Here is a 20,813-nt window from a genome sequence, read left to right as displayed (position 1 = left end):
CATCGCATTCGGAGTCGACGGAAACGGGGCTGATCGATCGTGAACGCAGGCCGGCGCGCTCGTGCCGCCGGCCCAACTGGAGCGCACCAGATGTCCGATACGTGGTGGCGGGGCGGCGTGATCTACCAGATTTATCCGCGCAGCTTCGCGGACGGCAACGGCGATGGCGTCGGCGATCTGCCCGGATTGACCGGCAAGCTCGACTACATCCATGCGCTCGGCGTCGACGCGATCTGGATTTCCCCGTTCTTCAAGTCGCCGATGAAGGACTTCGGCTACGACGTGTCGGACTATCGGGATGTCGATCCGCAGTTCGGCTCGCTCGACGATTTCGACCGGTTGATCGCGAGGGCGCACGCGCTCGGCCTGAAGGTCATCGTCGATCAGGTGCTGAGTCACTCGTCGGATCAGCATGCATGGTTCGCCGAAAGCCGCGCCGACCGCGACAACCCGCGCGCGGACTGGTATGTGTGGGCGCACCCGCGCGCCGACGGCACGCCACCGACGAACTGGCTGTCGGTGTTCGGTGGCCCGGCGTGGCAGTGGGATACACGGCGGCGCCAGTTCTATCTGCACAACTTTCTCGCGAGCCAGCCGGATCTGAACTTCCATCATCCGGACGTGCAGCGGCAAATGATCGACGAAGTGCGTTTCTGGCTCGATCGCGGCGTGGACGGCTTGCGTTTCGATGCGTGCAATTTCCATTTCCACGACAAGCGCCTGCGCAACAATCCACCCGTGGTGGCAGCGCCGCCGTCGCCCACGTCGGTCGACAATCCGTATGCGATGCAGCGGCATCGCTACGACAAGACCCGACCGGAGAACCTCACGTTCCTGAAACGGCTCAGGCGTCATCTCGACGATTACCGTGCGGTCGGTCTCGGCGAAGTCGGCGACGACGACGCGCTCGCCACGATGGCGCGGTACACGGCGGATGGCGACAAATTGCACATGACCTACAGCTTCGATCTGCTGACGCCCGAATTCTCGGCGGCGCACGTGCGCGGCACCGTCGAACGCATGGAGGCCAGGCTGGCCGAGCACGGCGGGAAAGGGTGGGTGTGCTGGTCGGCGAGCAATCACGACGTGCCGCGCGTCGTGTCCCGCTGGGGCGACGGCCGTGACGCCGGGCCGGACTTCGCGAAGCTCGTCCTCACGCTGATCGCGACGCTGCGCGGCACGCCGTGCGTCTATCAAGGAGAGGAGCTCGGCCTTACCGAAGCCCGGATTCCGTACGAACAGCTGCGCGATCCGGTCGGCATCGAGTTCTGGCCAGGAAACAAAGGGCGCGACGGTTGCCGCACGCCGTTGCCGTGGCGCGCGTCCGAGCCGCATTGCGGCTTTTCGTCGTCCGATACGTGGCTGCCTATTCCGGACGAGCACGCGTCGAAAGCGGTCGACTTGCAGCACGCGGATCCGGCGTCGCCGCTGAATTTTTTCCGGCACTTCCTCGCATGGCGCCGCCTTCAGCAACCGCTACGCGACGGCAGCATCCGCTTCCTCGATGCGCCCGAGCCGATCCTCGCGTTCGAGCGCGCAGCCGGTGCCGACCGGCGGCTGCTCGTCTTCAATCTCGGTGGTACCGCGCAGCGCTGGCCACTGCCGGACGGCCTGAGCGCACGGCCTTGCGACGGACATGGGCTTGCCGGCGCGTCGCTCGCGGGCAGATGCCTGACACTCGCGCCCCACACCGCCTGGATCGGTCATGTCACGCATGCGCAAGATGCACGCTGATCGTCTGGCGCGCGGCGACAACGTGCGCGACGAGACGTCCGCTGGCCGTTCCGAGTGTCCACCGGCGTCATCGAGCCCGACGATGCTTGGCGAACTCGATGCGTGGCTGCTGGCCGAGGGCACGCATCTTCGTCCTTATGAAAAGCTTGGCGCGCATCCGGTAGCGCAGGACGGGATCGACGGCGTCAGGTTTGCGGTCTGGGCGCCGAACGCACGCCGGGTCTCCGTGGTCGGCGACTTCAACGGCCGGGACGGCCATCGCCAGATGATGCAGCAATACCACAACTGCGGCGTGTGGGAGATCTTCGTGCCGCATGTCGCGAAAGGGGCGCTCTACAAGTTCGAGATCCAGGCGCGCAATGGCGATCGGCTGCTCAAGGCCGACCCTTACGCGTTTCGCGCGGAACTGCGTCCCGGCACCGCGTCGATCGTGCACGGCCTGCCGCCGGTTTGCCGGCCGGATCCGGTGCGCGCGCATGCGAATGCGCCGGGCGTGCCGATGAGCATCTACGAAGTGCATCCGGGCTCGTGGCGGCGCCAGCCGTCGGATGGCGGCGGCTGGCTCACGTATCGGGAACTCGCCGTGACGCTGATTCCGTACGTGAAGGAACTCGGCTTCACGCATATCGAATTGTTGCCCATGAGCGAGCATCCATTCGACGGCTCGTGGGGCTACCAGCCGACTGCGCTCTACGCACCGACCGCCCGCTTCGGCACGCCGGACGATTTTCGCTATCTGATTGAAGCGGCGCACGCGCACGGTATCGGCGTGCTGCTGGATTGGGTGCCCGGGCATTTCCCGGACGACCCGCATGGGCTCGCACGGTTCGACGGCACCTGCCTGTATGAGTATGCGGATCGGCGCGAGGGCTTCCATCGGGACTGGAACACGCTGATCTATGACTACGGCCGGCTCGAGGTGGCCAACTACCTGGCCGGCAACGCGCTGTACTGGATCGAGCGGTACGGTGTCGACGGGCTGCGCTTCGATGCGGTCGCATCGATGCTGTACCGCGACTACAGCCGCCCCGCGCACGAATGGATTCCGAATCGCCATGGCGGCCGGGAAAACCTCGAGGCGATCGCGTTCCTGCGTCGCACGAACCGGACGATCCGTGCGGAGCGTCGCGAAGCCGTGACGATCGCCGAGGAATCGACGAGCTTCCCGGGCGTGACGCGCGACATCGACGAAGGCGGGCTCGGATTCCATTACAAATGGAACCTCGGCTGGATGCACGACACACTGCGCTATCTGAGCGAGGATCCGCTGTTTCGCCGGTACCACCACGACAAAATGACGTTCGGCATGCTGTACGCGTTCGACGAACGCTTTGTGCTTGCGCTGTCGCACGACGAAGTCGTGCACGGCAAGGGCTCGTTGCTGTCGCGGATGCCAGGAGACGAATGGCGGCGCTTCGCGAACCTGCGTGCGTATTACGGTTTCATGTGGGGGTATCCCGGCGCGAAGCTGCTGTTCATGGGCAACGAATTCGCGCAGGTGCGCGAATGGAACGCCGATGCGAGCCTCGACTGGGAGCGGCTGACGCACCCGCTGCATCGAGGCGTGCAACGGCTCGTGCGCGACCTTAACGACGCGCTGCGGCGGTATCCGGCACTGTATCAGGCCAGTTTCGAGCCGCGCGGCTTCACGTGGATCGGGGTCGACGATCGCGACCGTTCGGTGTTTTCGTTCATGCGCACCGCCGACGACGGCCGTTTCGTGCTGGTGGTGTCCAACTTCACGCCGATACCGCGCGATGGCTTTCGGATCGGGGTGCCGTGTGCGGGCCGGTATCGCGAGATCATCAATACCGACGACACCGCGTACGGCGGCAGCGGTGTCGCGAACGGCACGCTGCACACGGACCCGATCGCGTCGCACGGGCGGTCCGTGTCGTTGGCGCTCGCCGTGCCGCCGCTCGCGACGGTCATGCTGGTGCTCGACTCCTGACAAAGAGGAATGCTCATGCGCGTGCTACACGTTTGCGCCGAAGTCTATCCGTTGCTCAAGACCGGTGGTCTCGCCGACGTCACCGCGGCACTGCCGAGCGCGCTGAACGCGTTGGGATGCGACGCGCGTCTGCTGGTGCCGGGCTTCCCCGCGATCCGCGACGGCGTCGCCGACAGCCGCATCGTCGCGAAGCCGGGGCCGCGCTTCGGTGCCGACGCGCTCGCGCTGCATCGCGGCGTGTTGCCGGGCACCGGTGTCGTCGTGTACTTCATCGATGCGCAGGCGCTGTATGACCGGCCCGGCGGCCCGTACAGCGATCCGCACGAGCATCCGTATCTCGACAATCATCGCCGCTTCGCATTGCTGGGATGGCTCGCTGCACGCATCGCGAGCGGGCTGGATCCGAGCTGGCGTCCGGACATCGTGCACGGCCACGACTGGCACGCGGGGCTCGCGCCCGCGTATCTGCGCTCGGGCGAAGCTCAGACAGGCACGCACGCCGCGCGCAGCGTGTTCACGATTCACAATCTCGCATATCAAGGCATATTCCCCGCACAGCTGTTCGACGAAACGGAATTGCCGCGCGCATTTTTCAACATCGATGGCGCCGAGTTCTTCGGCCAGTTTTCGTTTCTCAAGGCCGGGCTGTACTACGCCGACAAGATCACGACCGTCAGCCCGACTTACGCGCGCGAGATCCAGGGCGCCGAACAGGGATGCGGGTTGGACGGCCTGCTGCATCATCGCGCCGCCGATCTGCACGGGATTCTGAACGGCGTCGACGAGACGATCTGGTCTCCCGCGTCGGATCCGCATCTGGCCGCGTGTTACGACGTGGACGCGCTGACCGGAAAGGCCGCGTGCAAGGCAGCGTTGCAGCAGCTCGCCGGACTGAGCATGCGTCCGGCGGCGCCGCTGTTCGGCGTGGTCAGCCGGCTCACCGAGCAAAAAGGGTTGCAGCTCGCGCTGCAGGCGCTTCCGGAAATCGTCCGCAGAGGCGGCCAGTTCGTGCTGCTCGGCAGCGGCGACCCGGACCTCGAACGCGCGTTCAAAGCCGCGGCGGCGGCGCAGCCGGATGCAGTCGCGGTCGTGATCGGCTACGACGAAGCGATGTCGCACCGCGTGATCGCCGGCAGCGACGTGATCATGGTGCCGTCGCGCTTCGAACCCTGCGGGCTGACGCAGTTGTTCGGCCTGCGCTATGGCACGCTGCCGCTCGTTCGACGGGTGGGCGGGCTGTCCGACACCGTCGTCGATTGTTCGCTCGAAAACCTCGCGGACGGCTCGGCGACGGGGTTCGTGTTCGATGCATTCGACGGCGTGGCGCTCGACGCGGCACTGCGCCGCGCGTTTGTGTTGTATGAACGTGACGAGGATTGGGCGCGCGTCCAGCAAGGCGCGATGCGCGCGCGCTTCGGCTGGAACGATTCGGCGATGAAGCTGATGTCCGTATACCGGCAGCTCGTCCCCGCCGATCGGCAGGTCCGCACCAGGCAGGCAGCCTGAGGGACCGCGCGAGAGGCCGGCGCGGCGCGCGCGATGCACGCGGCTCGTTGCGGTTACGCGAGGCCGTCCGCCATGTCCTGAATGACCTTGCGCAGGCATCTATCGCGCGCAGCGCGTGTCCCGTCGCTCTCCGTCTCGTATTGCCGCGCCGACCATCAGTCGTGCGCGCGCACGCATCAAGCGATTGATTCGATACTGGTTTATCGGGTGTTCAAGCGACAGACGATCCCGTTCGCGCGCTCGGGCATGCTTATTTCCGCCGACTCAATTTGTCGGATTTGATCAAGAATCAGGCGCAGATCGCGCTTCCGGTTTCCATTAGACTTACTCGCATATAGGTAACGATCGGTAATGCAGGAGCGAGACGTGCGAACCCATGGGAAGCGCACGTCTGAATGTCACGATTGCCCGCGGACGTGTACTGCACGGCGTCGGCCCGATCGCCGGACGCGTGAGCATGGGGTGAAAGCAGGTTTAATTATTAAGTCATGCGAATGAAATAATCTTGACGAAATCCGGTGCCGATTACGGTCACCGGGCTTGATTGCGCGAGCGAATCGCTTCTGGAACGGTCCACGCGGCAGGACGAGATGGGCGCGCCAAATCACTGACGGGCGCGCGATGTTGGGGGAGCGTTGCCATGTGTCGATCCCGGTGCCAGGTGGTCGGCGTGCGACAGCGATCGGAGTTACGCATGCCGGTGCGTCGCCGGCGAAGCGGGCGAAGCGCCATTCCGCGGGACGGGGTTGGGTGGAGGATCGTGATGGATCTTCGATCGCATCGTCGCCGCATGGGCGTTCACGGCCACGAGCGATGCCAGTGCCGCGGCGGTGCGTGTCGACGTTCGGCGATGTCGGATGCCACACAAGATACGAACAATCAAGTACACGACCGATGATGATCAAGCTACGTGCGAGCGCGACCACGAACAAGCCGGCGGCGATTGCCCTGGGCGCAGCGTTGGCATTTTCCCTGCCGGCTGGTGCGGCGGGCACGCCGGTGCTGACATCGCTGGGGCAGTCCGGCGGGCTCTTGATTCCATACGGTTTCACGCTGCCTGAAGGGACATTCGAGGGGCAATACAACAACTACATCGATCCACGGTTCGGGAGGCAGACGACGAGTTCGGACATCGTCTGGGGCGCGATCGGCCTGTTTCCCCACGTGGAGATATCCGGCGGTCTGGCGAACTATCCAGGCGACGTACGCACGACGGTGCCGGGCTACGACCATATCGTGCTTCGGCATCTGATGGCGAACGCAAAGGTCTCGATTCCGAAGTTCTTCACATACCAGCCGGACATCGCGATCGGCATCAACGACGTTGGCGGGCAAACGCATTACTTCCGGTCCACCTACGGTGTCGTATCGCAAGTGCTCGGGCCCGCGACGCTGACGGTCGGCTACGGGCACGGCGACCGGCTCGACGGGGTGTTCGGCGGCGCCGAGCTTCGGCTGTGGCACACGGGCCTGTCTCTGCTGGCGGAGCACGATTCGAAAACGCCCTATGCGGGCATCCGCTTCCAGTCGCCGCCGATCAAGTGGCTGGCCGACGCGAGCCTCGTGGGCACCGTGACGCGCTCGCTGAGGCATACGGACGGGATCGCGCCGCGCACGTCGTTCTCGATCGGCGTGCAGATTCCGCTCGGCAAGCGGTTCGATGCCGCGCGTTGCGGCGATGGCTTGTGCGGCGACGCGCCGGTTGCCGCGTCAGGCGCATCGGCGCCGGACGACGCGCGCGCAGCGGACGACGACACGCTGCGACCAGCGGCCGCGCTCGCGCCGCTCAGCGCATTCACGCGGATCGAGCCTGCCACGCCTGCGGCGGCGGACGCGTCACGCGACGATCGAGTCATGCCGTCGCTTCACACGCCGCCCGATCTCGTTCGGACCGCCGCGCCGGCAGTCGACGCGGCGCCGGACCCGGCGGCGCTCGACAGGATCGTGCGCGCGCTGACGGACGCCGGACTCGAGCGCGTGCGCGCCGGCATGGCGGGCGCGGATCTCGTCGTCGAATACGAAAACCACCGCTACAACCAGAACGAGGCGGACGCGCTGGGCATCGCGCTCGGCGCGGCAGCGCAGTACGCGCCGAAGGGCGTCGAGACCGTGCGCGTCGTGATCAAGAAGGCGAACGAGCCGGTGGGCGAGGTGAGCGTCGATCGCGCGGACTACGCGCGCTTCGTCGCGGGTGGCGCGTCGACCGCCGCCGGCGCGTCGCTGTCGATGCGCACGCGGCCGACGCACGATGCGGATTCGATCGCGTGGGTGGGCAATGCCCGTGCGCATGGGCTCGTACGGATCCAGATCGCGCCGGTCACGCGCTACCTCTACGGCACCGAGTACGGCAACTTCGACTACTCCGTGGGCGCAAAAATCCAGGGCTTCGTGCCGCTGTGGCGCGGCGCGGAACTGTATTCGAGCGTGATCGTGCCGATCGCGAACAGCAAGAACATGGACAACGGCCGCGTCTACGACCAATACCGCTTGCGCGGCGGGCTGTCGACCGTTGCGCTCGTGCAGAGCTTCTGGATTGCGCCGCGCGTTTTCAACGTGACCGCGCTCGGCAAGTTCGACCTCCAGTACCTGGGCGTCGAGAACGAGACGACCGCGTTCGTACCCGGCCGTCCCGACGTGGTGAGACTGAAGCTCGCTTATCTGCATCACGAGCCTGGCAAGGATGCGCTGCCGGCGGAGAAGAACGCGCTGCTCACGTACCGGTGGGTCGAGCCCGCGTGGAAGATGTGGATCGAGGCGGGCGTCGCGCGCTATGTCGGTGGCGACAAGGGCCCGCTGATCACGTTGACGCGCTGGTTCGACGACGTGTCGTTCAGCGTGCAGGGATGGCACAGCGGCCACGGCTCGTTCGTCGGCGCGTCGGTCAGTTTCCCGTTGACGCCGCGCCAGGGCATGAAGCCGGGGATCGTGCAGATCAACGGACCCGAGCAGTTCTCGCTCAATTTCCGCACGCGTGTCGGATCGTCGAACTATCTCGCGCAAGACGGCGCCGAGAATCTCGACTTTGCCTACAACGCGCAACAGTTCCTGCTCAACCAGGGGCGCTTCAGCGCCGAGTACTTCGCGACGCAGCTTTACCGGATGCGCGATGCGTACAAGCGCTACGCGCATTCCGCCGGCGTGGCGCCGCCCGCGACGGAGGCGGCGCTGCCGGCTGAAGGCGCGCAGCCGACGGCCGCGCGCGAGGCAAGCATTCAATGATCGAGGGACCGGAGAGTCCTCAGGAAAATCGAGTTGACCTAACGGAGAAAATCGATGAAGACGATGAAGAAAGCGGCACTGAGGGCATTGCAAGTCGGCACGTTTGCGCTCGCGGGCACGCTCGCGGCATGTGGCGGAGGTGGCGACAGTTCAAGCACGACGCCTTCGAACGCGTCGTCGGCCACGATCAGCGGCACGGCCGCGACCGGCGCAGCGATGGCGAACGCGGCGATCACGATCGTGTGCGCGACCGGCAACGGTTCGGGCACGGCCGACGCGAACGGCGCGTTCTCGGTCACGTTCGTGCTCGCGGGGCCGTGCACGATCACCGGCACGAACGGGACGACCACGCTGCACTCGTTCGCGAGCGGCGGCGGCACGTTCAACGTGACGCCGTTGACCGAACTGCTGCTGACCTATCTGGCGGGGCAGCTGGGCACGGACCTGAACGGGCTGCTGGCGGGCCTGGCGTCCAATCCGACGTATCAAAGCGCGTTGACGAACCCCGCTGACATTGCGGCTGCGGCGAATGGGGTTGTCCAGACCATCAAGAACGAAACCGGCGTCACGCTGTCGACGTCCGCGTTCCTGACAACGCCGTTCAAGCCCGGCCAGGCCGGTCAGGATTCGGACCTCGAAGCGCTGAAATCGAAGGGCGCGCTCGGAGGAAACGGCCAGCCGTCTGCGACGCTGCTCGGCAAGGTGGGCGACGCCGGCAAGGCAGCTGGCAAGCCCACCGGCGGCACCGGCGGCAGCGGCAACCCGGCGTAACGGCGAGCGAAGCCGCGCGCGGCATCGTGCGCGCGGTTTCACATCCGGCGGGTTGCCCACCACGCGGTTCGCGACCGTTACCTTCCGCTCCGACCGCCTTTTACGCGTCTTTCAGCCAGGGCATTTCCACGGGTGACACGACCAGTTGCCGGAATTCGCGTTCCAGATCGAAGATGAATCCGACCAGAATCATCGACTCGGCGTAAGGAATCGGAAAGACATGCGGATTCTCCGGAGTACGCAGGGGACGCTCGGGTGTGTCCGCTGTCGCCGCGGCATTCTCGCGAACGCTTTCCAGTTCTTCGGCCATGGCCGGGCCACCGACTTTCAGCACGCGGCTACGCAGGTCGCTGAAGGGCTCGATGCGCGCAGCGTCTTCGTGATATTCGGGCACTTCGTAAACGAACCAGGACATTTTCGTCTCCCATGAGAAGGGGCGCTATTCTAACGCTGCTACGGAACGTGAGTTGGAACAGGTACTGGCTTCCCTCAATGCAGATCAGGCGATAAGTAGAGAACCCCGAATTGTTCCGCTAACCGCGCGAGCCGCCGATCGCGCGTCCCAAAAGCGATCCAGTCGTTGATAAGGCTGGCGAAATTCGTCACGGCGTTGCCGGCGCTCGCATGGGCCGCCGACTCGATCGGCATGGTCGATACGTTGCGCACCATCCAGGCTCGAGCGGCTTTCCCGCATACAAACGCAGCTGCGCGTCTCGTCATGCTTGCCTCGCGACCACGGTAATTGTGCAACGGGCTGCTGCACAAATTCCGGCCGCGGAAAGCGGTTGCGCCCAAAGGCAAATTATCTCGACGTAGCCGGAAACTGGCATGCGCGGCTGGCGCGAAGCTAATTACGACACCGACCCTATTTTATTGATAATAATCATTATGTCAAATAAATGCTCTCGGACGGCCAGCATCCGGCCGCCCGAGAGCATCACCGCGTCGCGTCCGCAGGCTCGACGGCAGGCAGCGGCCGACTCGCGATCTTCTCGGCTTCCGCACGCTTGAGCCCGAGCGTTTGCAGCAGCGTGGCCGCGGTTCGTTCCGGAAAGTGCTCGCCGCTGAAGCCGAGCGTTGCGAGCACGTCGGCAGCGGGCGCGCCGGGGGCGACGAAATTGAGTTCCGCGGCGATCGCGGTGAGCACGGTGCCGCCGACGGACAGGAAGCCGATGAACGGATCGGCAACGACGAAGCGTTGCGCGGCGATGCCGCGCTCGATGTCGCGCAGCAGTCGCTGGCCGAGGCCGAGCGTCAGCACGCGCGCCGAAAACCCTTCGCGTATCAGGAAATGGCCCCACACCGGTTCGCGTCGCGCCCGCATCAGCGTATGCCGCACCGCCACCGAAATGATCTCCGCGGGATCGGACAGCCCGCTCGCCAAGCGATCCAGCGAATCGGCGAACTCCTCGAATACCGTTTCCACGAGCGTCGCGTAGATCGCTTCCTTCGATTCGAAGTGGTTATAGAACGAACCGAAGCCGACATCGGCGGCCTCGGTGATCTCGTTGATCGCCACGCCTTCCATGCCTTTTTCGGCCATCAGCTTCAGCGCCGCCTCGAGCAGACGGCCACGGGTTTCGCGCTTGCGCCGCGCGCCGCGCGGCTCGCGCTCTTCGGCGACCGGCGCATCGACATCGGCGGTGACGGGAGGCTCGGCGGCAGCACGTTTCGGTGCCCGGCGTTTCGGTGGGTTCGACATGACGGATCCGGTTCTGATGTGCGTCGAAGTATAGATTCAAATGTCTACATTGACAAAGTTATCAACTATGACTTTAATGTCATTCAAGGTATCCGATCGCACGCCGCAACCGCGATCGACAGACGAATGGAGACACGGTGGAGACATTTGAAGCAACGGGCGCGCATTCGCGCGCCGCAGGCGAGGCACCGTCGGCCGACGGGCGCGGGCTGCCATCGGCGACCGACATCCTGATCGTCGGGTTCGGGCCGGTCGGCGCCGCGCTCGCGAACCTGCTGGCGCGCCACGGCGTGAAGGTCATGGTGATCGACAAGGCGACTGACATCTTCATGGCACCGCGAGCCATCGCACTCGACAACGACGCGCTGCGCATCCTGCAGATGGCCGGCGTCGACGAGCACGATTTCGAAACGGTCGCGATTCCGTACGTCCGGATGCGCTCGCCCGCACTCGGCGAATTCGGGCGGATCGATACGCTCGGCACGCTCGACGGTCATCCGAAACTCGTGACGTTTTACCAGCCCGACCTGGAGCGCTGCCTGCGCGAGCGGCTGCGCGGCTGCGACAACGTGCACGTCGCGCTCGGCATGACGTTCGAGGGTTTCGTCGAGGAGCAGGACGGGGTCGTTGCCTCGCTGACCGACGAGAGCGGGCACACGCACGCGGTACGTGCCCGCTACCTGGTCGGTGCGGACGGTGCGAGTTCGCGCGTGCGTCAGTTGATCGGCCAGCAGTTCAACGGCAAGACCTACGCCGAGGACTGGCTCATCGTCGATGCGCGTCACGTGCCGCGGCCGATCGACCATGTCGAGTTCATCTGCGATCATCGCCGCCCGACCCCGCACATGGTCGCGCCCGGCGCGCGCGAACGCTGGGAGTTCATGCTGCACCCGGGCGAGCGCCGCGACGAGATGGAGTCCGACGCGCGCATTCGCGAACTGCTCGCGCCGTGGGGCAACGTCGACGACATCACCATCGAGCGAAAGGCGGTTTACCGCTTCCACGCGCGCACGGTCGACACGTTCAGCAAGGGCCGGGTCTTTCTCGCGGGAGACGCCGCGCACATCACGCCGCCGTTCGTCGGCCAGGGGCTCGTCGCCGGGCTGCGAGACGCGGCCAACCTCGGCTGGAAACTGGCGTGGGTCGTCCTCGGCCGCGCCGATCCGCGCATTCTCGAAACGTACGACGCGGAACGCCGGCCGCATGCGCGGGCGATGATCCGGCTCGCCAAGCTCATGGGGCGCCTGGTGATGCCGCGCAACGCTGCCGTGGCGCTCGCCACGCACGGGCTGATGCGCATGTTGCGCTGCGTGCCGGTGCTGCGCACGCAATTCGAGGAACTGCGCATCAAGCCGCAGAACGCGTTTCGCATGGGCCTGTTCGTGCGCGGCCGCTCGGGCGCAAGGCTCACACGCGGCGCGGCGCTCTCGCAGGGATGGCTGAGGGGATCCGACGGCACGGTACGCCTGAGCGACGACGTGCTCGGCAGCGGCTGCACGCTGGTCGGGTTCGGCTGCGACCCGCGCGTCGGGCTCGCAGCGGACGCCGCGGCCGCACTCGCGTGCGCCGGCGGCACCATCGTGCAGATCGCGCACCGCGGCCAACGTCTGGATGCCGGCGGCCGCGAGGGCTGGGAAGACCTGGACGGCACCTTCCTTCCCGGCATGGCGCCCGTTGGCTGGGTTGCCGTCGTGCGCCCCGACAAGACCGTCGTCCACGACGGGCCGGCAGCCGACGTCAGCCGCATCGTGCGCGACAGCCTGTTGCTGCTCGGCGTGGCGCCGCGTGCCATGCCCTCTCCCGCTGCATCCGTCGTCCGCCCCTCTTGAGCTCCCATCGCCATGAAACTCACCACCGCCCAGCCCGCCCGTCATCCGCGTCCCACGACGAAAGCCGCCGCCCTCGCCTATCTGATCTTCGAGCGCCCCGATCTCGACGAGGCCGAACATTTTCTCAATGACTTCGGACTGCGAACCGCATCGCGCGATGCCGACCTGCTGCTGTTGCGCGCCACGGGCGCGTCCGGCTTTTGCTACGTGGTGCGCCGTGCGCGGAAGCCGGCGTTCGTCGGTTTCGGGCTCCAGGTCGACAGCCGCGCGGATCTCGACGCGCTGACGGGCGTGCCCGGCGCGTCCGGCATCGAACCATCGGAATGGCCGGGCGGCGGCGATCGCGTCCGGCTCGTCGATCCCGCCGGTTTCCGCGTCGATGCGGTGGCCGGCCTGGCGCGGGTGCCCGCGCTGCCGCACCGCGCGCCGCTCGGGTTCAATTCCGTGGATGCGCGCGTTCGCATCAACCAGACGCAGCGGCCGCCCGCCACGCCGCCGGAGATCGTGAGACTCGGTCACGTCGTGCTCGAGATCGCCGACTTCCAGGAAACGTGCGCGTGGTACACGCGGCATTTCGGTTTCATCCCGAGCGATGTCCAGGTGCTGCCGGACGGCTCGCCGGCCGTGGCGTTCATGCGGCTCGATCGCGGCGACACGCCGGCCGACCATCACACGCTCGCGCTCGCGCAGGGTTTCGTGTCGACCTACAGCCACAGTGCGTTCGAGGTGATCGACACCGACGCGCTCGGCATGGGACAGCGCATGCTGCGCGACAGCGGCTGGACCCATGCATGGGGCATCGGGCGGCACATTCTCGGCAGCCAGATCTTCGATTACTGGCAAGACCCGTGGGGCGCCAAGCACGAACACTACTGCGACGGCGACCTGTTCACCGCGGACGAACCGACGGGCATCCATCCGGTCAGCCGCGAAGCCATGGCGCAATGGGGCCCCGTCATGCCGCGCAGCTTCACGAAGCCGCGCTTCACACCGGCCAGCATTGCGGCCCTGTTGCGCAACCTGCGCCGCAGCCCCGATCTGACGCTGAGCAAGCTGGTCACGCTCGCGAAGCTGTTTGCCTGATTTCACCGTTCACCGATTCACGAGAGAAAATCCATGCCACTGCACGTCCTGCACTTCCGACACCGCGGCCGCGCCCAATGGGGTGTCGTCGCCAACGGCGCCGTCACGCCGATTCCCGGCGAATTCGCCACCACGGCAAGCTTTCTCGCGGCCAACCCGGTCGAGCGACTCGCAATGATCGACGGCCCGTCCATTCCCGAATCCGACGTTCAGTGGCTGCCGCCCGTGACGGCCAACCAGCAGTTCGTCTGCCAGGGCGCGAACTATCGGCAGCACATGATCGAGTCGGGCATGGACCCGGACGCGAAGCGGTTCAACATGATCTTCACGAAGGCGCCGAGCTGCATCGTCGCGGCCGATTCGCGCGTCGTGAAGCCGCGCCACGTGCGGTTTCTCGACTACGAGATCGAGCTCGGGCTCGTGCTCAAGCGCGACATCACGCGGCACCAGCCGGTGACGGACGCCAACCTGCACGAATACGTGGCCGGCATCGCGATCGTCAACGACTATTCCGCGCGCGACGTGCAGATCCCGCAGATGCAGTTCTACAAGGGCAAGAGTTACCGCACCTTCGGCCCGGTCGGCCCGTACCTGTGCCTGCTCGAGCCGCACGATTTCCCGAAGTTGAAGGCGCTGGAGCTGACGTTGTCCGTCAACAGCGCGGTACGTCAGCGGGACTCGACATCGAACCTCGTCTATGGTCCGGCGGAAACGTTGACCGAGTTGTCGGGCGTGCACGACCTGCGCGCCGGCGACCTGCTCGCGACCGGTACGCCGGCCGGCTGCGCACTCAGCATCCCGTCGCCGCTCAAGCAACGGGCCGTGGCGCTATTTCCCGAATCCGTGAAATGGAAGATGTTCATGAAGGTGCAAGCGGGACGCGCGCAGTACCTGAAGGCCGGAGACATCGTCGAAGCTCGGATCGCGAGCCGTGACGGAGCGATCGATCTGGGCGTGCAACGTAACGAGATCGTGGACGAGGCAGCATGAACGGCATCGCGACCCAGGACGACGTGCTGGCGATCGAAGCGCAGGGCCTTCCGCCGGACCTCCCCGCCAGCACGTACGAGATGATTTGCGCCGGTGCGGCCATCGATCCGTCCGCCCCCGCCCTCTCCTTTTTCCTGACCGCCGACGCGCACCGGGACGCCGAGCGGTGGACCTATCGCGAGCTGGTCCGTGACATCACGCGCACGGCCAACATGTTCACGCGCCTCGGCGTGAGCGCGCGTTCGGTGATCGCCTATGTCCTGCCCAATCTTCCCGAGACACATTTCGTGATCTGGGGCGGGCAGGCGGCCGGCATCGTATGTGCCATCAATCCGCTGCTCGAAGGCGAAGCGATAGGCAATCTGCTCAACGCGGCCGGTGCCAGCGTACTCGTGACGCTCGCGCCCTTTCCCGGGACCGATCTCTGGCAGAAAGTCGCGGAGATCCTTCACGACGTCGAGCCGCTTCGGCATCTCGTGCTGGTCGATCCGGCCGATCGTGTGCGGGGCACGGCGCAATCAGCGGCCCGAATGCTGCAGCGCGACGCCTGCCTGAAACTGCACGGTGACAGTGGTTTGCGCCGCGCGGTTCCTGCACACATCCAGATCCACGACTTCGGTACGGCAATTGCGCAGGAATCCGGTACGGCGCTCGACAACGCACGCCGCTTTCAACCCGGCGACATGTCCTCGTTCTTCTGTACCGGGGGAACCACAGGGTTGCCGAAAATCGCGATGCGCAGCCACGGCAACGAAGTGGCGAATGCATGGAGCGCCAGCCGATTCTTCGGCGACAGTATCGGCCCCGGCAAAACGACGTTCTGCGGATTGCCGCTCTTTCACGTCAATGCCGCGATGGTGACCGGCCTGCTGCCTTTTTCCCGCGGCGCTCACGTCGTGCTCGGCACACCGCAGGGTTACCGCGGCGACGGTGTCGTCAAACGTTTCTGGGAAATCGTCGAGCATCATCACGTCAATTTCTTCAGTGGCGTCCCGACACTTTATGCGTCACTGCTCGACATTCCTGTCGACGATCATGCCATCGACTCGCTCGAATACGGCCTGTGCGGTGCGGCGCCGATGCCGGTCGGCGTCTTCAGGGCTTTCCAGGAAAAAACGGGCATCCGGATTCTCGAAGGCTACGGTCTGACCGAAGGAACGTGCGTGAGCAGCGTCAATCCGACGACCGGCGAGCGCCGGCTGGGATCGATCGGGCTTCGCATCCCGTTCCAGGCGATGAAAACGGTCGTCGTGGACGACGCGGGACGGTATCTGCGTGATTGCACGGTGAACGAAGAGGGGCTGCTCGTCATCTCCGGGCCGAACGTTTTCACCGGCTACATGCGTCCGGATCAGAACAGGGCGTTGTGGCTCGATCTCGGCGACGGCAAGCGCTGGCTCAACACCGGCGACCTCGGCCGCTGCGACGTCGACGGTTACTTCTGGCTGACCGGCCGCAAGAAGGAATTGATCATTCGGGGCGGGCACAATATCGACCCTGCGGCGATCGAGGAGCCGCTTCATCGACATCCGGCGGTCCAGATCGCCGCGGCAATCGGGCGTCCCGATACGCATGCCGGTGAGCTGCCGGTCGCGTATGTCCAGCTCAAGCCGGGTATGCGCGCGACGGAGCACGATCTGACAGCGTTCATGCAACAGGAAATTGCCGAACGCGCCGCGCTGCCCAAGCACGTCCGAATCGTGGAAGCCATCCCGCTCACGGGCGTCGGCAAGATCTTCAAGCCAGAACTCAAGCGCCGCGAGACAGGTGACGCGCTCCGCGTCGCATTGGCCCAGGGCGGCGCCCCCGATGCATCGATTGACGTCACGATCGACCATTCGGGCGGAATGTCGGTCTCGGTCGAGTTGAGCGACCCCGCCCTCGAGACTGCGGCGCGCTCGGTGCTGGGGCGTTTTCCGTTTGCGTTCTCGATCTCGATCGCCGGGCAATCAATACGGCGATCCTGACCGACAGCGACAGCTCTGCGGCGATGAAGGCGCGCGGCTAGCCTGGATATCGCCAACGTCCAGGGCAGATCGTCGCATTAAATTTGATATCCAAATTAGTTGCCATTCGTGAAACGGATCGAGACAGAGGAGACACAAGATGGATTTCAGGCGGACAATGAGTGTCGGAGGCGTGGCGGTTTGTATCTGCTCGGCTTCGCTTGCCGGAATTGCACATGCGCAGACGGCCGGAAGCATCACAACCTCGGCAGGATGGCTGCACATCGCCCCACAGGGCGACGCAACGCCCCTCACCGTTCAAAGTGTCGGCGGCGTAACGGTGAATCAGCAACTGGCCGGCACAGGGGCACATGCCAGTTCGACGGATACGCTGGGAATCACCACCGAGTACTACATCACCGACAATCTGGGTGTCGCGATGCTTTTGGGAATGCCACTGAAAGTCAATCTGATTGGCGACGGGACGTTACAGAAGTATGGCGTGCTCGGCACGACACGGCCGATGCCGCCCGCAGTCGAACTTCGATACCACTTGTTCTCGGCCGGGTCGAAGTTCCGTCCGTACGTGGGACTTGGCGCGAACTATACGTGGTTCACTCAGGTTCGTGCCACCAACAGCCGGTTCATCTCCGATAGCTTTGGGCCGGGCGGCTCGGTGCGCGCGACACTCGGCGCATCGTGGAATCCTGTGTTCGAGTTCGGGGCGAACTACGCGATGACAAAGCACTGGTCTGTGGGCGCATCCGTCAACTACATGCCGGTGAAGACCAACCTCACGTTATACGGACAGACCGCGACCGGGACGCAGATCGTTTCCAAATCGACGCTCCGGCTCAATCCCCTTAGCGTTTTCCTGAACGTCGCTTATACGTTCTAGCGGATCCGCCCGGAAATCACGATCGGCACCGTTCCGCATCCCCGGCGAGCAGCACGTTCAGCACCCGCGCGTCCGCCAACCGCTCCAGCGACAGGCACGTGTCGCTCAACGCCTCGACCTGCGCGTGCTCGAGCGCCATGCCCGCCAGCGCACGATACTTCGCCAGCAGCGCCGTATCGGATAGCGGATGGCGAGGATCGCCGAGCGCGATCGGCACGTGACGCGATTCCCGCCGCCCGTCCGCGCGATGCAGGATCACGGTCGGCTCGTCGAGATCGCCCAGCGCGGGATCGACCTCGATCGCGACACGCGCGAGCAACGCCGTGACGCGCGAATCCGTACGCCGGTCGTCGCGATAAACGCCGATCCCCGTGTCGCCGTACGCGAGTGCCGCCGCCACCGCGTACGGCAGGCTCATCTGCGCCGACGACAGCGTCGACAGGTCGCGGCCGCCGCACATTCGGGCCACGAACGCGCTCGCCCGCACGACCACCCGCTCGATCTCGCCGGCCTCGAACGTGCGACCGTCCGCAAGCTGCAGCGTCGCGTCGACCGCCGCATGCGCGCTGCGGCACGACGCGTGCGGCTTGATCGAGCAGCGCATCAGTTTCCAGTGCGCGCCGAGGCCGTCGGTCAATTCGTCGGGCGCATGCGATTGTGCGGCGAACGTGTTGAAGAAGCCACCCCACACGTCATCGAACACCCTGGCCGGGCCGCTCACCCCTTCGCGTGCCAGCAGCGCCGCGAGCACGCCGCCTTCCGCCGCCCGGCCGGCATGCAGCCGCTTCGTCTGCGAACCGTCGTGGATGAAGCCCCACAGACCGCCGGAGAAACTTGCCGCATGGCCGAGCGCGTCGCGCGTGCGCGCGGCGTCGAGTCCGAGCACGCGTGCGCTCGCGGCCGCCGCGCCGAACACGCCGCAACTGAGCGTCGAGTGCCAGCCGGCACCGTTGTGGGCCGAGTAGCCGCCGGCTGCTTCCAACACGCGCCGGCCGACGTCGTAGCCGAGCACGATCGCCGTCACGCATTCCCGGCCGGTCACGGGGCTGCCCGCGCATGACAGCGCGGCGAGCACGGCCGGCAGCACGACGGCACCCGAATGATCGCAGCCGCCGGCATCGTCGAGCTCGAGCGCGTGTGCGGCGATCCCGTTGACGAACGCGGCGTCGCGCGCCCCTGCCCGGCACTGCGTGCCCCACAGCGACGCGCCGCCATGCGGGACGGCGCCGGTCAGCGCACGCGCGCTGCGGGTCTCGACGGCCGAGGTTCCAGCCAGTGCGGCACCGAACGTATCGAGCACATGACGCCTGGCCTTTGCGACGACATCGTCAGGCACGGCGGCGGCGGGCGTTTGCGCGACGAACGTCGCGAGCCAGGTGGCGCGCGTTTCAGTCTCCATCGTCATCGCGCCGACTCCTCTGCCACGCAGCGTGCAAATACATCGACCGGATGGCCCGGCTCGTTGGCGCTCACCTGCTCGCGCCACCAGCGCGCGACGTCACGCCCGGTCGCAAACCAGACGTCGCCCGCGTCGCGCAGGTGCGCGAGCAGCGCACGCAGCAGGTCGATCCGCCCCGCCGTGCCGATGATCTCGGGATGCAGGCGCAGCACGCAGCACAGCCCGAAGCGCCGAAACCCGTCGACATCGCGCCGCCAGTTGTCGAGCACGTCACGGTACGCGGCGATGCGCGGCTGGCCGGCCGGCACCGGCGGCGACAGGTTGAACTCGAAGTACGGCTCGTCCTCGAGTTCATAGTGCAGCGGCAGTTCGACGAGCCGCCGGTTGGCCGTGCCTCCGTCGCCGCGCGGATGCAGGTACGGCAAGTCGTCGCCGCGCCACGACGACGACCACGTGAAGCCTTCCGCCACGAGAAAGTCCGCGAAGCCGTCGGCCCAGTTGCCCGTGAACGAGCGAAAGCCTTCCGCGCGGCGTCCGGTCACGTCCGCGAGCGCCGCCCGCCCGGCGCGGCACGCTTCGATCTGCGCGGCAAGCGGCAGTGCGTCGAAATCCTCGCAGCGAAAACCGCTCACGCCGAGCTCGTGACCGGCGGCAGCGATCGCGCGCACGGCGTCGCCATGCGTCTGCGCGACGCGGCCCGGCACGAACCAGCTCGTCGGCACGCTGAATTCGTCGAACGCCGCGAGCAGCCGGTCGACGCCGCGCGCCGCGCCGTAGCGCCACACCGACAGCGATTTTTCACGGCCGACGATGCGCGGCTCGCGTGTCTGGATGCCATGAATGTCGTTGAAGTCGACCGTGATCGCGACCGCGCATCGCGCGCCGCCCGGCCAGGAATGTGGTGTCTTCACATGTTGCTCCGGTGCGTGGGTTGCGCGCCGTGCGCGTGCCGCGCGAGCCACCAGTCGGCCACGTCGCGGCAGCGCGCGAACCAGACGCCATCCTGCGCGCACATGTGGCCGAGCCAGGCCTCCAGCAGCGCGATACGCCCCGGCTTGCCACAGACTTTCGGATGAAGCAGCGTCGTCAGGCACAGCCCTTCGCGGTATATGCCGTCGAATTCGCGCGTCCAGTTGTCGAGCGTCGCCTCGTAGCCGGCGATCCGGTCGAGCCCGGCCGGATAGTCGGGGTTGCGGTGATACGCAAGCGACGCGTAATCGTCGGTCTCCCAGCGGCCGGGAATCTCGACGAGCGGCGCTTCGCCGTCCGCGCCGGGCAGCAGGTACGGACGGTCGTCGCCCCGCATCGAGCTCGAATAGCGCACGCCCGCTTCGCGGAGCACCGCCACGGTCGCCTCGCTCCAGTCGCCGGACGGCGTGCGGAACCCGACCGGCCGTACCCCGAGCGTGCGGGCGAAGACGTCGGCCGACTGCGCCATGATCTCGCGCTGCCGCCCGGGCTCGAGTGTCCAGAACGCTTCGTGCCGGACACCGTGATAACCGATCTCGTGGCCGCGCTCGACGATTGCCGCGCATTGCGCTGGCCAGGTCCGCGCGACCCACGCGGGCACGAAGAACGTCGCGGGCAGGCCGAACGCCGCAAGCATGTCGAGCAGCCGCCCGAGCGCGCGCCACGGCCCGTAGCTGCCGAGCGTGAAATACGCGGGATTGCGCCAGATCGACCCGTTCAGCATCGCGTCGCCGGTCGGGCCGTCGAGATCGAACGCGAGCGCGACGCACGCGCGCTTCGCGTCCGGCCAGCGGGGAGCCAGGTCCGTCATCGCTC

General features: G+C 66.2%; 16 protein-coding genes. 10 read left to right on the top strand and 6 right to left on the bottom strand.

The features are described from left to right. Positions 1-90 precede the first annotated feature (90 nt). From DIE23_RS12300 to DIE23_RS12280, 5 genes are all read left to right on the top strand, one after another. Positions 91-1,734 carry an alpha-glucosidase gene (locus tag DIE23_RS12300; protein WP_124612365.1) on the top strand — a complete coding sequence of 548 codons (1,644 nt, stop codon included), beginning with the start codon at positions 91-93 and terminating at the stop codon, positions 1,732-1,734. Further along, a complete protein-coding gene (gene glgB, locus DIE23_RS12295) occupies positions 1,706-3,685 on the top strand; it encodes a 1,4-alpha-glucan branching protein GlgB (RefSeq protein WP_124612364.1) in 1,980 nt (659 codons plus the stop codon). The genes DIE23_RS12300 and glgB overlap by 29 nt, the downstream gene beginning before the upstream one ends. 9 nt (positions 3,686-3,694) lie before the next feature. Then, positions 3,695-5,191, top strand: coding sequence for a glycogen synthase GlgA (gene glgA / locus DIE23_RS12290; protein WP_124612363.1), 1,497 nt, complete (start codon positions 3,695-3,697; stop codon positions 5,189-5,191). Between the two features lie 894 nt (positions 5,192-6,085). Next, a complete protein-coding gene (locus DIE23_RS12285) occupies positions 6,086-8,410 on the top strand; it encodes a YjbH domain-containing protein (RefSeq protein WP_124612362.1) in 2,325 nt (774 codons plus the stop codon). A 54-nt stretch (positions 8,411-8,464) separates the two neighbouring features. Continuing rightward, entirely contained in the window at positions 8,465-9,181 is a 717-nt protein-coding gene (locus DIE23_RS12280) for a carboxypeptidase regulatory-like domain-containing protein (RefSeq protein ID WP_124612361.1), read from the top strand. Positions 9,182-9,281: 100 nt separating this feature from the next. Here DIE23_RS12280 and DIE23_RS12275 read toward each other — a convergent pair whose 3' ends face one another. From DIE23_RS12275 to DIE23_RS12265, 3 genes are all read right to left on the bottom strand, one after another. Further along, positions 9,282-9,596 carry a helicase gene (locus tag DIE23_RS12275; protein WP_124612360.1) on the bottom strand — a complete coding sequence of 105 codons (315 nt, stop codon included), beginning with the start codon at positions 9,594-9,596 and terminating at the stop codon, positions 9,282-9,284. Positions 9,597-9,670: 74 nt separating this feature from the next. After that, positions 9,671-9,850: a hypothetical protein gene (locus tag DIE23_RS12270; RefSeq protein WP_124612359.1), complete on the bottom strand. Its 180-nt coding sequence runs from the start codon at positions 9,848-9,850 to the stop codon at positions 9,671-9,673. 268 nt (positions 9,851-10,118) lie between these two features. Beyond that, the gene (locus tag DIE23_RS12265) at positions 10,119-10,883 is read right to left on the bottom strand and encodes a TetR/AcrR family transcriptional regulator (protein ID WP_124612358.1); all 765 of its coding nucleotides are present in this window, start codon (positions 10,881-10,883) and stop codon (positions 10,119-10,121) included. A gap of 137 nt (positions 10,884-11,020) precedes the next feature. Between DIE23_RS12265 and DIE23_RS12260 the strand changes: the two genes are divergently transcribed. The 5 genes from DIE23_RS12260 (at position 11,021) to DIE23_RS12240 (ending at position 17,629) form a co-directional block, all read left to right on the top strand. Continuing rightward, entirely contained in the window at positions 11,021-12,712 is a 1,692-nt protein-coding gene (locus tag DIE23_RS12260) for a bifunctional 3-(3-hydroxy-phenyl)propionate/3-hydroxycinnamic acid hydroxylase (RefSeq protein WP_124612357.1), read from the top strand. Positions 12,713-12,724: 12 nt separating this feature from the next. Next, positions 12,725-13,795: a VOC family protein gene (locus DIE23_RS12255; RefSeq protein ID WP_124612356.1), complete on the top strand. Its 1,071-nt coding sequence runs from the start codon at positions 12,725-12,727 to the stop codon at positions 13,793-13,795. A 33-nt stretch (positions 13,796-13,828) separates the two neighbouring features. After that, complete coding sequence (locus tag DIE23_RS12250; RefSeq protein ID WP_124612355.1) at positions 13,829-14,785, top strand: fumarylacetoacetate hydrolase family protein; 957 nt, start codon at positions 13,829-13,831, stop codon at positions 14,783-14,785. Further along, positions 14,782-16,752 (top strand): acyl-CoA synthetase, encoded by a 1,971-nt coding sequence (locus DIE23_RS12245; RefSeq protein ID WP_124612354.1) that lies wholly within the window; start codon positions 14,782-14,784, stop codon positions 16,750-16,752. Before DIE23_RS12250 ends, DIE23_RS12245 begins: the two co-directional genes overlap by 4 nt. 139 nt (positions 16,753-16,891) lie before the next feature. Further along, the gene (locus DIE23_RS12240; protein ID WP_124612353.1) at positions 16,892-17,629 is read left to right on the top strand and encodes an OmpW family protein; all 738 of its coding nucleotides are present in this window, start codon (positions 16,892-16,894) and stop codon (positions 17,627-17,629) included. Between the two features lie 16 nt (positions 17,630-17,645). Here DIE23_RS12240 and DIE23_RS12235 read toward each other — a convergent pair whose 3' ends face one another. The 3 genes from DIE23_RS12235 to DIE23_RS12225 are packed head-to-tail and all read right to left on the bottom strand — an operon-like array spanning position 17,646 to position 20,808. After that, positions 17,646-19,034, bottom strand: coding sequence for an MmgE/PrpD family protein (locus DIE23_RS12235; RefSeq protein WP_124612352.1), 1,389 nt, complete (start codon positions 19,032-19,034; stop codon positions 17,646-17,648). Next, a complete protein-coding gene (locus DIE23_RS12230) occupies positions 19,031-19,939 on the bottom strand; it encodes a polysaccharide deacetylase (RefSeq protein ID WP_124612351.1) in 909 nt (302 codons plus the stop codon). Before DIE23_RS12230 ends, DIE23_RS12235 begins: the two co-directional genes overlap by 4 nt. Next, positions 19,936-20,808 (bottom strand): polysaccharide deacetylase, encoded by an 873-nt coding sequence (locus DIE23_RS12225; RefSeq protein WP_124612350.1) that lies wholly within the window; start codon positions 20,806-20,808, stop codon positions 19,936-19,938. Before DIE23_RS12225 ends, DIE23_RS12230 begins: the two co-directional genes overlap by 4 nt. Positions 20,809-20,813: the final 5 nt, after the last annotated feature.

The sequence above is a fragment of the Burkholderia sp. Bp9143 genome (genome assembly GCF_003853645.1).
In the GTDB taxonomy this organism is placed as follows: Bacteria; Pseudomonadota; Gammaproteobacteria; order Burkholderiales; family Burkholderiaceae; genus Burkholderia.
Note: the sequence above shows the minus strand (reverse complement) of the source record. Positions and strands in the feature narration are given on the sequence as shown.

What these genes read in the sequence shown, in the direction of transcription:
- DIE23_RS12300 (WP_124612365.1), top strand. Translation starts at nt 91, where the DNA reads ATGTCCGATACGTGGTGGCGGGGCGGCGTGATCTACCAGATTTATCCG.
- glgB (WP_124612364.1), top strand. Translation starts at nt 1,706, where the DNA reads ATGTCACGCATGCGCAAGATGCACGCTGATCGTCTGGCGCGCGGCGAC.
- glgA (WP_124612363.1), top strand. Translation starts at nt 3,695, where the DNA reads ATGCTCATGCGCGTGCTACACGTTTGCGCCGAAGTCTATCCGTTGCTC.
- DIE23_RS12285 (WP_124612362.1), top strand. Translation starts at nt 6,086, where the DNA reads ATGATGATCAAGCTACGTGCGAGCGCGACCACGAACAAGCCGGCGGCG.
- DIE23_RS12280 (WP_124612361.1), top strand. Translation starts at nt 8,465, where the DNA reads ATGAAGACGATGAAGAAAGCGGCACTGAGGGCATTGCAAGTCGGCACG.
- DIE23_RS12275 (WP_124612360.1), bottom strand. Translation starts at nt 9,596, where the DNA reads ATGTCCTGGTTCGTTTACGAAGTGCCCGAATATCACGAAGACGCTGCG.
- DIE23_RS12270 (WP_124612359.1), bottom strand. Translation starts at nt 9,850, where the DNA reads ATGGTGCGCAACGTATCGACCATGCCGATCGAGTCGGCGGCCCATGCG.
- DIE23_RS12265 (WP_124612358.1), bottom strand. Translation starts at nt 10,883, where the DNA reads ATGTCGAACCCACCGAAACGCCGGGCACCGAAACGTGCTGCCGCCGAG.
- DIE23_RS12255 (WP_124612356.1), top strand. Translation starts at nt 12,725, where the DNA reads ATGAAACTCACCACCGCCCAGCCCGCCCGTCATCCGCGTCCCACGACG.
- DIE23_RS12250 (WP_124612355.1), top strand. Translation starts at nt 13,829, where the DNA reads ATGCCACTGCACGTCCTGCACTTCCGACACCGCGGCCGCGCCCAATGG.
- DIE23_RS12245 (WP_124612354.1), top strand. Translation starts at nt 14,782, where the DNA reads ATGAACGGCATCGCGACCCAGGACGACGTGCTGGCGATCGAAGCGCAG.
- DIE23_RS12240 (WP_124612353.1), top strand. Translation starts at nt 16,892, where the DNA reads ATGGATTTCAGGCGGACAATGAGTGTCGGAGGCGTGGCGGTTTGTATC.
- DIE23_RS12235 (WP_124612352.1), bottom strand. Translation starts at nt 19,034, where the DNA reads ATGACGATGGAGACTGAAACGCGCGCCACCTGGCTCGCGACGTTCGTC.
- DIE23_RS12225 (WP_124612350.1), bottom strand. Translation starts at nt 20,808, where the DNA reads ATGACGGACCTGGCTCCCCGCTGGCCGGACGCGAAGCGCGCGTGCGTC.